Source organism: Streptodolium elevatio, from assembly GCF_040649515.1.
GTDB classification, from domain to species: domain Bacteria; phylum Actinomycetota; class Actinomycetes; order Streptomycetales; family Streptomycetaceae; genus Yinghuangia; species Yinghuangia elevatio.
This window is the reverse complement of sequence record NZ_JBEZFP010000126.1, coordinates 16,928-27,376: the sequence shown is the minus strand read 5'-3', so window position 1 is coordinate 27,376 and position 10,449 is coordinate 16,928. Positions and strand designations below refer to the sequence as shown.

General features: G+C 69.9%; 10 protein-coding genes and 1 tRNA gene. 3 read left to right on the top strand and 8 right to left on the bottom strand.

From position 1 onward, the window contains the following. Nucleotides 1–140: 140 nt before the first annotated feature. Both AB0C36_RS34105 and AB0C36_RS34100 read right to left on the bottom strand, forming a co-directional pair. On the bottom strand, nt 141–1,421 hold the full coding sequence (locus AB0C36_RS34105; RefSeq protein WP_358362022.1) for a phosphatase PAP2 family protein: 1,281 nt from the start codon (nt 1,419–1,421) through the stop codon (nt 141–143). Between the two features lie 364 nt (nt 1,422–1,785). Then, nucleotides 1,786–2,085 (bottom strand): hypothetical protein, encoded by a 300-nt coding sequence (locus AB0C36_RS34100; RefSeq protein ID WP_358362020.1) that lies wholly within the window; start codon nt 2,083–2,085, stop codon nt 1,786–1,788. Between the two features lie 179 nt (nt 2,086–2,264). On the opposite strand from AB0C36_RS34100, the gene AB0C36_RS34095 reads away from it, so the two are divergent. After that, entirely contained in the window at nt 2,265–3,968 is a 1,704-nt protein-coding gene (locus AB0C36_RS34095) for a proline--tRNA ligase (RefSeq protein WP_358362017.1), read from the top strand. A gap of 322 nt (nt 3,969–4,290) precedes the next feature. On the opposite strand, the gene AB0C36_RS34090 is transcribed toward AB0C36_RS34095, so the two are convergent. Next, on the bottom strand, nt 4,291–4,773 hold the full coding sequence (locus AB0C36_RS34090; protein ID WP_358362015.1) for a hypothetical protein: 483 nt from the start codon (nt 4,771–4,773) through the stop codon (nt 4,291–4,293). Between the two features lie 290 nt (nt 4,774–5,063). Then, a tRNA-Arg gene (locus AB0C36_RS34085) sits at nt 5,064–5,136 on the bottom strand. Nucleotides 5,137–5,732: 596 nt separating this feature from the next. Between AB0C36_RS34085 and AB0C36_RS34080 the strand changes: the two genes are divergently transcribed. Both AB0C36_RS34080 and AB0C36_RS34075 read left to right on the top strand, forming a co-directional pair. After that, nucleotides 5,733–6,707, top strand: coding sequence for a sigma-70 family RNA polymerase sigma factor (locus tag AB0C36_RS34080; protein ID WP_358362013.1), 975 nt, complete (start codon nt 5,733–5,735; stop codon nt 6,705–6,707). 202 nt (nt 6,708–6,909) lie between these two features. Then, the gene (locus AB0C36_RS34075) at nt 6,910–7,170 is read left to right on the top strand and encodes a hypothetical protein (protein WP_358362010.1); all 261 of its coding nucleotides are present in this window, start codon (nt 6,910–6,912) and stop codon (nt 7,168–7,170) included. A gap of 89 nt (nt 7,171–7,259) precedes the next feature. On the opposite strand, the gene mscL is transcribed toward AB0C36_RS34075, so the two are convergent. The 4 genes from mscL to AB0C36_RS34055 all read right to left on the bottom strand — a co-directional run bounded on the left by mscL (nt 7,260) and on the right by AB0C36_RS34055 (nt 10,431). Then, nucleotides 7,260–7,757, bottom strand: a complete 498-nt coding sequence (mscL, locus tag AB0C36_RS34070) for a large conductance mechanosensitive channel protein MscL (RefSeq protein WP_358362008.1) — start codon at nt 7,755–7,757, stop codon at nt 7,260–7,262. A gap of 144 nt (nt 7,758–7,901) precedes the next feature. Next, complete coding sequence (gene cpaB, locus AB0C36_RS34065) at nt 7,902–8,552, bottom strand: Flp pilus assembly protein CpaB (protein WP_358362006.1); 651 nt, start codon at nt 8,550–8,552, stop codon at nt 7,902–7,904. 657 nt (nt 8,553–9,209) lie between these two features. Next, nucleotides 9,210–10,049 (bottom strand): S-methyl-5'-thioadenosine phosphorylase, encoded by an 840-nt coding sequence (locus AB0C36_RS34060; RefSeq protein WP_358362003.1) that lies wholly within the window; start codon nt 10,047–10,049, stop codon nt 9,210–9,212. Between the two features lie 16 nt (nt 10,050–10,065). Next, nucleotides 10,066–10,431, bottom strand: coding sequence for an FmdB family zinc ribbon protein (locus AB0C36_RS34055; protein ID WP_358362000.1), 366 nt, complete (start codon nt 10,429–10,431; stop codon nt 10,066–10,068). Between the last annotated feature and the right edge of the window lie 18 nt (nt 10,432–10,449).

Sequence of the window (10,449 nt, the reverse complement as noted above, 5' to 3'; positions counted from 1 at the left end):
CGCACGCTGACGCAGCTCAAGCGGATAGGTGAACGGACGTCCCATAACTCGATCCTTACACGTAATCGAGTCCCCACTTCACCCGGGGCGGTTCAAGGAGGCGGGGTGTCGCCGGGGCCATCGAAAATCGGGCGGCCTGGTCACACCGCGAGGAGTTGCCGGTCCCGTTCCGGTCGCTCCGCCGCCGGAGCGGCCTTCGGCTCCCACAGCCTGGTGGTCCGCACAAAGGCGGCGATGACCGACGACATCGCCACGAGAAGCAACGGCCCGAAGACCCACGGATGCTCGGCCATCTCCACGGCCAGAAATCGGTAGGAAATCAAAAGCAGCACGAAAACCGTCGCGCCGTAGGCGACCAGACAGACGCCCCGCCGGTCCCACCCGCGGTCGAATGCGCGCATGGCCGTCTCGATGGTGAGCACGAACACCACACCGGCCACGAGGTCCACGCCGTAGTGGTAACCGAATCCGAGGGTGGCGGTGAGCGTGGCGATCAGCCAAAAAGTCCCGGCGAACCGCATGAACCGCGAACCCTTGCGGGAATGGATGAAAAGCGCGGTGGCCCACGCGGTGTGCAGGCTCGGCATGCAGTTGCGAGGAGTGATCTCGTCGAACCGGATCGAGCCGGGCGCGGTGATCGCCGGCGATGTGTCCGGCCACATACTGGCCACCGCCCATTGCCCGCCGTCGGCGCCGTACGCGAACACCGGCCCGACCACCGGGAAGATCATGTAGATGGCCGGGCCGAGCAGGCCGACGGCCAGGAACGTGCGTACCAGGTGATGGCCCGGGAATCGGCGCTCGACCGCCACGTTCCGCAGTTGGTACAACCCGACGATGGCCGCCGCGAGGGGGAGTTGGCCGTACACCGCACCGAGCACGTGGCTGCTGACCGGGTCGGTGGCCTCGACCATCCGGCCCACCACCCACGACGGATCACCCAGCGCGTGGTCGGCCGTCGCCACGTACGGGTCGAGCACCTCCGGCCGGGTCATCGACGTGATCAGCAGCCAGGTGTCGCCCGTCTTGTGCCCCGCCACCAGCAGCAGCCCGAGCCCCGCGCCCTTCAGCAGCAGCGTGCGGTCCGGGCCGGTGCGGCGCGTCACCGCAAAGACCGCACACCCCAGAACCACCCACAGTGCCCCGTTGCCGAACTCCACCCGCGCGCCGGCCGCCAACCGCACCACCGAGAAGACCACGTCGATACCGACCGCGACACCCACCGCGACAAAACGCCGCCGCCAGCTGAGCACCACCAGCGTGAGCGCCAGGCCGGCGTACAGCAGCGGCCCCGAAGAGGGCGCGAATATCAGCTCGCGCGACGTCTTGGTGATCGGCCCCGGTGAGCCGTAGTGGCGTGCGGCGAACTCCAGGGCAACGACAAACCCGAGGACCGCCACGCCTACGGCGGCCCACAGAATCGTCCGCGACCGATGCCGCGAGGCAACCAGGGCCTCGTCGTCTATTCGGGGGAACGCGCGCTTTTTCTCGAGTATCAATTACTTGGCCGTTTGTCGGAGTCCAGTATGAAAAGCGCCCTCCGCACCGGATTGAGAGGCTTTCGGCGCAGGACGGCGCTCAGGGGCGGTCGTCGTGAGTTGGATCATGTTATAGGAGCACCGGCCCGCCCGTGCGACTTCGCCGGAGCCGCCGACGCTCCCCGGCCGACACTCCCCGGCCGACGCTTCCCGGCCGACGCTTCCCGGCCGACACTCCGCGCCCCGGCGTCGTCCCCTCGACATGCACAGCCCGACCCGCACTCGACGACAGGCCGCCGGATCCCGGTCAGGGGTCGGACCGCAGGCCCAGGGCGCTGAGCCGGATGGCCCCGGCAGACACGTCCGACCCGGATGCCCGCCGGACCAGCTCCGTCAGCCGCTCGCCCGGTTCCGGCGCCGACTCGCCCAGGACGATCGTGCCGAGTGCCAGCTCGAGCATCACGCGGTCGCACTCGTCGTCGGTGTTCCCGTAGCGCCCGGGATCCCGCTCGACCACGGCACCGACGATCCGCCACCCGCCGCCGTCGTCCGGCGCGAACGTCGCCTCGTAGATGCCGCGCCTCGTCCAGCTCCGATGCAGAAACACGACTGGGGATCGCAATTGGCTTGAGACCACGGGGAATCGACCCACTCAGGGGTGGTCAGCGGGTCCCGAACACGGCGGATCGACCAAGGGGTCCCCACTAGAATCTGCCTGCGACGGCGACGAGTCGGTGATCTCGGCCGCGAACCCACACGCTTCCCCGAGGCAAAGGTCTTTGGCTCATGCGCTGGTCGGAACTGTACGTACCCACACTTCGCGACGACCCCGCGGACGCCGACGCGGCCAGCCACCGCCTCCTCGTCCGCGGCGGCTTCATCCGCCAGCTGATGGCCGGGCACTACTCGCTGCTGCCGCTGGCGGTCCGCGTCCGGGCGAAGGTCGTCGAGGTCATCCGCGAGGAGATGGGCCGGATCGGCGCGCAGGAATGGCTGCTGCCCGCGATGCACCCGGCGGAGATCTGGCAGAAGTCCGGCCGGTGGGAAGTCATGGGCGAGGAGATGTTCCGCCTCAAGGACCGCAAAGGCGCGGACTTCGCGCTCGGCATGACCCACGAGGAGGTCATCGCCACCGCCGCCCTGGAGCTGTCGTCGTACAAGCAACTCCCGCAGATCTGGTACCAGTTCCAGACCAAGTTCCGCGACGAGCCGCGGCCGAAGAGCGGGTTGATGCGGGTCCGCGAGTTCACCATGAAGGACGCGTACAGCTTCGACCTGGACCAGGCGGGGCTGGACCGCTCGTTCGACCTGAACCACGAGGCGTACACGCGGATCTTCCGGCGGCTGGGCATCCCGGCGATTCCGGTGCAGGCGTCCAGCGGCAGCATGGGCGGCAGCGCGTCCGTGGAGTTCATGTCGCCGACGGAGGCCGGCGAGGACCTGGTTGTGCACTGCACATCCTGCGGTTACGCCGCCAACGTGGAGAAGGCCACCTCCGCGCTCGCGACGGTGGCCGACGACGCGTCGGCGCCGACGCCGGAACCGTTCGACACCCCGGACACGAAGACCATCGACGACCTCGCCACCCAGCACTCCGTACCGGCCGACCGCCAGGTCAAGACGCTCGTGTACGTCCTCGACGGGCAGATCACCCTGGTGCTCATGCGCGGCGACCACAACCTGGTCGAACAGAAGCTCCTGGACGTCACCGCGGCCCGCACGGCGCGCCCCGCCCAGCCGGACGAGATCCGCGAGGCCCTCGGCGCATCCCCCGGCAGCCTCGGCGCCGTTGGCGTCACCGCCCACCCCGTCATCGCGGACGAGGCACTGCGCGGCCGGACGGGCATGGCCACCGGCGCCAACAAGGACGGCGTCCACCTGCGGGGCGTCGACGTCGAACGCGACATCACCGTGGGCCGCTGGGCGGACCTGCGCGAGGTGCAGGCAGGCGAGTCGTGCCCGGTGTGCGGGACCGCCTTGGAGGTCGTCCGCACGGTCGAGGTCGGGCACATCTTCAAACTGGGCCGCAAGTACACCGAGGCACTCGGCGTGACCGTGCTCGGCCCGGACGGCACCCGCGTCACCCCGATCATGGGCTGCTACGGCATCGGCGTCGAGCGGGCAATCGCCGCGATCGTCGAGGCGCACCACGACGACGCGGGCATCGTATGGCCGGCCGCCGTCGCCCCCTTCGAGGTCGCCCTCGTACCCGTCGGCAAGAGCGACGAGGCCACCGACAAGGCCGTCGCCGACCTGTACGCCGGCCTGCGCGCGGAACGGGTGGACGTCATCCTCGACGACCGCGCCGAACGCCCCGGCGTGAAGTTCCGCGACATCGAGCTGATCGGCATCCCGTACCGCATCACCATCGGCGCACGCGGCCTCGCCGAGGGGAACGTGGAAGTAACCACCCGCGCCACCGGCGAAACCACCACCATCCCCCTAGCCGAAGCAATCCCCCACGTACGCACCCTGATCACCACCCCCTAACCCCCACCCAAGCCGCCCCTTCCGCACCCTGCAGCCCATCCCACCTCCGCACAGGCCGAGCCAGCCGCCCGCGCCGACACCCCGCCCCTTGCTCTACGGCGAGGGACGCGGAGTATCGGGGGCCTGCCCAAACTCCAAATCGTGCCCGTGGGAATCGTGGGGAATCTGTGGGAAAACGCGGCGCCACTGGTGGCGATTGGCAGCGCTTGAGAGCGGCGGGACGCGTACGGCAACAGCACGGGGCGCACGGCACTGCGTTGGCCATCGCGGCAGCCGTCCCGCCTGCGCGACGGCTCGCCCGGTGAAGATGTCGTTCGCCGACTCAGCGCTCGGAACGCGCACCCAACATGCTGTGCTGCACGAGCGCGCCGTTCACTTCGGAGCCGGCCCTCTGCCGGGTCAACTCCACCAGTCGAGTCCGAAGTTCCTGAGCCGGTTCGCCGAGCACGATCGTGCTGAGGACCAGCTCCAGCACCACCAGGTCCCGTTCGTCATCCGTGCTCGCGTATCGGTCTTGATCACGTTCGACCACCGCGCTGACGATCCTCCGCCCACGACCCTCGACAGGTGCGAACGTCGCTTCAAAGACCCCGAACCCCGTCCAACTGCGATGCAGGTACACGAGTTCGTCCTCCGCGAAGACGTTCCACTTCTCGTCCATGCTTTGGGCGCGGTAGCCGAGCTGGATGCGCTCCCAGTCCTGGTCGGACCAGGTCCGTGACGGCAGGACCGGCATCGGGCTCGGGGCTGCTATTGGCTCAAGGCGCTTCAAGGACGACCGGGAGACGGGTTCACAGACCGACATGCCCTGATCGTATGAAGCGCGCCTGCCCCGACGGCAGCGATTATCGCCAACCCCGCCCCCCCCGCAAGCACAGCCCGCCGTACGCCGAGGCATCCGAAGTCGGCGTACAGCTGTCAGCACCCTGAGCACGACCGCCAGCCCGCTCGGAAGCGGCCCGCCCTCCCGCAAGCTGCCTCGAAAAAATCGACGAACCGCCCGCCGGAGATCAGCGCCGTTGCGGCCGCTGTCCCCACAGCAGAACAGCCCGCTACCGGGGTGGTTGCGGGCTGTGATTTTGCGGATGCTTTGTGTGCCCCAGGCAGGATTCGAACCTGCGACACCCGCTTTAGGAGAGCGGTGCTCTATCCCCTGAGCTACTGAGGCGGGACGTGCGGAGATCCTTGCAGAAAAGCCCGAGGGGTTGCCTGGGGTTGCCTGCGGTGGATGTGGCGCGTCGGGTGGGCCTGCCGTTCTTGCTCGGTTCACGGGTGCTCCTGGGCGGGAGTACGTCGTGGCCGCGCTCGCTCGGTGGGCCTCGCGGAAAAGGGTAGCGGACCGGCGCGGTACGCCGCTCCGGTGTTTCGCCGCGTCGGAGGTGGGCGGGTGGCCGGGCACGGTGGTTGCCGAGGTCGCGGTGGGTGGCTCTGCTTACGGGGCCGGTGGAAGACGAATCCGGGGGCGCGGGCGGGGTAGCGGATGAGGTGAGCGGGCGTTGTGCCGGGCGTGGGCGGCGCGGCGATCCGGGGCCGGACGGCGGCGCGGAACACTGCGGGGCTCTCGGCCGTTACTCGGGCAGTGATCGCCGCGGATGGCGGGCGGTCGCCGGGGTGCCTCGGGGCCGTGCCGGCCGGGCTGCTGCGGCGGCGTGGATCCGGTGGCCCGGGGGCCAACCTTTCGAGAGTACACCTGTGGACGGAATATCACAGGACCCCCGCTTGTTGGGCAATTACGACGAACGCGAATGAAAGCGAGGGTCAGGAATGCCGACGACACGGGGCGTTGCCCGTCAGGGAGCCGATCGGGTCGCCGCCTCGCGTACGCGGAAGGCCGCGGATGCGGAGCGCGACACCGTCGGTGTGTACCTCGACGAAATCAGCCGTACGAAGCTGCTCGACGCGGCACGCGAAGTGGAGCTGTCGCAGGCCATAGAGGCCGGGCTGTTCGCCCAACAGCTCTTGCAGGACGGCGAGTTCCCCAAGGGTGTGACCGAGGACGAGCTGCGGGCGCTCGTCGAGGACGGGCACAAGGCGAAGGACGAGTTCATCCGGGCGAACCTCCGGCTCGTGGTGTCCGTGGCACGGCGCTACCCGCGCAGCGGGATGCCGTTCCTGGATCTGGTGCAGGAGGGGAACGTCGGCCTCGTGCGGGCGGTCGAGAAGTTCGACTACCTGAAGGGGTTCAAGTTCTCGACGTACGCGACGTGGTGGATTCGCCAGGCGATCACGCGCGCGATGGCGGACCAGGCGCGTACGGTGCGGCTGCCCGTGCATCTGGTCGAGGAACTCGGCAAGATCCGCCGTGTGCAGCGCGAGTTCGCGCGTGACAACGGGCACGAGCCGGACTTCGCGGAGATCGCGGCGACGCTGGGATCGACGCCCGAGCGGGTCGCCGATGTGCTGGGCTGGGCCCGCGACCCGATCAGCCTCGACAGCCCGGTGGGCGACGACGGCGAGACGGAGTTGGGCGAGCTGGTCCAGGAGACGGATCCGGTGACCCCCGAGGATGTCGCCCTGGAGGCGATGGAGCGGCGTCAGATCGCCGATCTCGTCGGGCGGTTGGACGGGCGTACGGCGACGATCATGAAGGCGCGGTACGGCATGCTCGACGGCAAGCAGCACACGCTGACCGAGGTCGGCAAGCAGCTCGGCCTGACGCGCGAGCGCATCCGCCAGATCGAGAAGCAGGCGCTGGTCGAACTCCGGCACCTGGCAACAGAACAGGGCCTTGCGGCCTGACGGCGATGAGGTCACTGTGATCGAGTCGGCGTCCCTTCCCACGACCCCGGGACCGGCGGCCAAGCCTCCTGGGGTCGCGGCATGCGCCCGGTGGGGCGGGCTGGGGCGACGCCCAGGTACGTAGGGTGGCTGCTGAGTGCGCGGGTCGCCGGGTGTGGGTGGCAGGAGCGCATGGAGCCAGGTGAAAGGCGGCGGACCGACGGTGGCGGAGCAGGTGGCGGGTGCCGGCGGAGCTGATCGCGCGCGTGCGGGCGCGGGTGGCGACGCGGGTGCGGAGACCTCGACGGCGCGACCGGTGCGTCGTGGGGCGGCTCTCTTTGGACTTGAAGACGGAGATCTGCTGCCGGACGCGACCGCGGACGAGCGGGACGGCGGCTGGGGGGACGAGCATGGCGCGGGCGGTGCGTCGGATGCCGCGGACCTCAGGCGCTTTCTGGACGAAAAGCCGCCGCATCACCTGTGAATGAGGCGTGTGGAATGCGGGCCGCAGATCGCGCGATCTGCGGCCCTTTTGCATGTCCGGCCAGGATGGTCAGTGTTGACAGGGGCTGGTCAGGAGGTACGAGGGCGACTGCTGCCGGGGCTGTTGCCCTCGGGGCCGCCGTCGGCGTCGCCGTCGCTGTCGCCGCCCGCGGTGCGCTGCGCGGCGAGGAGGTCGCGAATCTCGGTGAGGAGCTCGTTGTCGGTGAGCTTCTCCTTCTTGGCCTGGCCGAGTGCCCGGGCCCGGCGGTCCATCCAGTGGTTGAGCGGCAGGACGAAGCAGAAGTAGACGACGGCCGCCGTGATCACGAAGGTCAGCAGTGCGCCGAGGACTTGGCCCCAGAGGATGTAGACACCCTCGGTGACGTCGCCGGCGTCGTCGACGGTGCAGGGGCCCTTGAGGCAGGTCTTGTAGTCGTCGAGCGCCTGGGTGCCGATGGCGCCCACCAAGGGGTTGATGATGCCCCGGACGAACGCGTTGACGACGGTCGTGAACGCGGCACCGATGACCACTGCAACGGCTAGGTCGACGACGTTGCCGCGCATCAGGAACTTCTTGAAGCCACTCATCGGTGGGTCCCCTCCATCGGGTCGTGATGTGGACCGCTTTTCCTGCGGCCCGTCACCTGGCCGTGAGATGGCCCGACATTCAATCGGACTATTAGAACAAACAGCTCTAACTTCTCATCTGGAACAACCCGAAGAATTCTGGCGTTAGTTGCTTCCTGTCGCAACCGCGCCACCCTGTGCCGTACGCATGGTGTACGTCAAGGGGCCCGATGCGGCCGCACCCGCAATCGCGGCGGCGGCCTCGGGACTGACGGACAGGATCAGGAGGCCGCCGGTGCGGTCCTCCCCGGTGTCCGGACGGGCGAGCACAGCCGCGTCCCCCGCGACGACCCTGGCCCGTGGCGCGTTGGGATCGCCGGTGCCCGGCAAGGGAACTGACGGCCCGTCGGAGGTACGCGCGGCCAGCACGTCGATGCGGTCCCCGGGGCGGAGCAGACGTGCGGCGTCCGGATCGGCGAAGCGTACGGGTACCGCGACGGTGCCCGGCGAACCGCGTAACTGCGGCCCCACGAGCCGGACATCGGTCAGCGGCTCGCCGCGCCTGACCGCGGCGGCGAGGGGGCGGCCCCGTGCGTCGGCGAGCCGGCGCAGTGCGTGGTCGGGAACGGCGTCGGGAGGCAGGCGGGCGGTTCGCACGTCGCGGGGGCCGAGCACGACGCCGGTGTCGAGGTCACGCGCCGCGACGAGCACCGGAACGGACGGCGGGGTCGGGGGACGGGCCACCGCGACACCGGCGGCGACGGCGAGTGCGGCGGCCAGCGCGGCGAGCGGCCGTCGACGGCGTGCGACGAACACGCGGAGTGCGCGCAGGCGCCGCCGAGGCGGCGAAGTGTGGGGCGACGTGCCGCGCCCGAATCGCGACGTGGCGGCCGTCGCACCCTGAGAGCTGTGAAGCCCGTGCGGGCCGTGCGGGCCGTGACGGCCGTGGTTGTTGCGGCCGCCGTGGGTGCCGTGGGGATGGGACGGGCTCCGCGGGTCGGTGGCGGGTGACGCGGACGAGAGCGTGGGCAGGGGCGGCTTGGCGGAGCGGAACACGGCGAACTCCCGGGGGTGGAAGGTGAGGAGCGCTTGGTGCGCCGCCTCGTGCTTCTACGGTGCGGGAGGTCGGGGAGGGCGCATGACCGTCGGGCAGGATCTGTGGAAAACCTGGGGGTTGTGGATAACGAATTCCCTCGGGCGGGGGATGGCGACGGCGGCGAAGGTGTGAATTCGAGCGAAGACCCTGTCGGCCATTCGCCGCCGTGGAAACGCGAATGCCCCGGACGGTTGCGAGTACCGTCCGGGGCATTTCAGATGTGAAGGCGGCTGCGGCTGTGCAGGTGGGTGCGGCGTGGCCGCCGTGAGCGTCAGCCGCCACCGACCGGCCTGAGCGTCGGGCTCGCCGAAAACCGGACACCGGAAACCGGAAGCCACAAGCGAGGCGCCGGAAGCCGGAAGGCCGAAGCCCCGAACCTACTCCGGCCGAGGGACGTCGTCCGCGCCGCACGCGCAGGTGCGCGTCGTCGGCATTGCGGTGACGACGTCGAACAGCAGCGTACGCAGGCGTCCGACGTTCTTCGCGAAGACCTCCAGGACCTCCGCGTGTGTCACGCCCTCGCCCGCCTCGACGCCCGCGTCCAGGTCGGTGACCAGCGCGATGGCCGTGAAGCACAGCCCCAGCTCGCGGGCCAGGACGGCTTCCGGGTGGCCCGTCATGCCGACGATCGACCAGCCCTGCGCGCCGTACCAGCGCGATTCGGCGCGGGTCGAGAAGCGCGGGCCCTCGATGACGACGAGCGTGCCGCCGTCCACCGGCTCCCAGTCGGCCGCCCGCGCGGTCGACACCGCGACCTCGCGTCCGGCCGGGCAGTACGGGTCGGCGAACGACGTGTGCACCACCGGCGCGGGGAGGCCGTCGAAGTACGTCTGCACGCGCGCCGACGTACGGTCCACCAACTGGTCCGGCACCACCAGCGTGCCGGGGCCCAGCTCGGCCTGGAGCCCGCCGGTCGCACACGGAGCCAGCACCTGGGTCACCCCGGCGGCGCGGAGCGCCCACAGATTGGCCCGGTAGTTGATGCGGTGCGGCGGGATCGCGTGGTCGCGTCCGTGGCGCGGCAGGAACGCCACGCGGCGGCCGCCGATCTCGCCGAAGAACAGCGAGTCGCTCGGCGCGCCGTACGGCGTGTCGATGCGAACCTCGGTGACGTCCTCGAGGAACGCGTAGAACCCGGAGCCGCCGATCACGCCGATCTCGGCGGGGGCGACACCCTCGGGCAGCACGCTCTGGGACGGGGGAGTGGCAGTCGTCACGTCGTCACCACGCCGGTCAGGAAGAGGCGCCGGCGGTGGACGGCGTCGAGGACGACCCCGACGACCCCGACCCCGAGGAAGACGAAGATCCCGACCCCGACGTGGACGTCGAAGACGAGGACGACGAAGACGACGAGCCCTCGGACGAGGACGACGTCGAGGCGGTGGACGCGTTCGCCGCGGGAACCGTCGACGAGCTGGATCCGCTGCGGCTGTCGGTCCGGTAGAAGCCGGAGCCCTTGAACACCACGCCCACGGCCGAGAACACCTTGCGCAACCGCCCCTGGCAGGCGGGGCACTCGGTGAGCGCGTCGTCCGTGAACTTCTGGACGGCCTCAAGGCCCTCGCCACAAGCGGTGCACTGGTATTGGTACGTGGGCACGGTCAGGTCCTCCTTCGC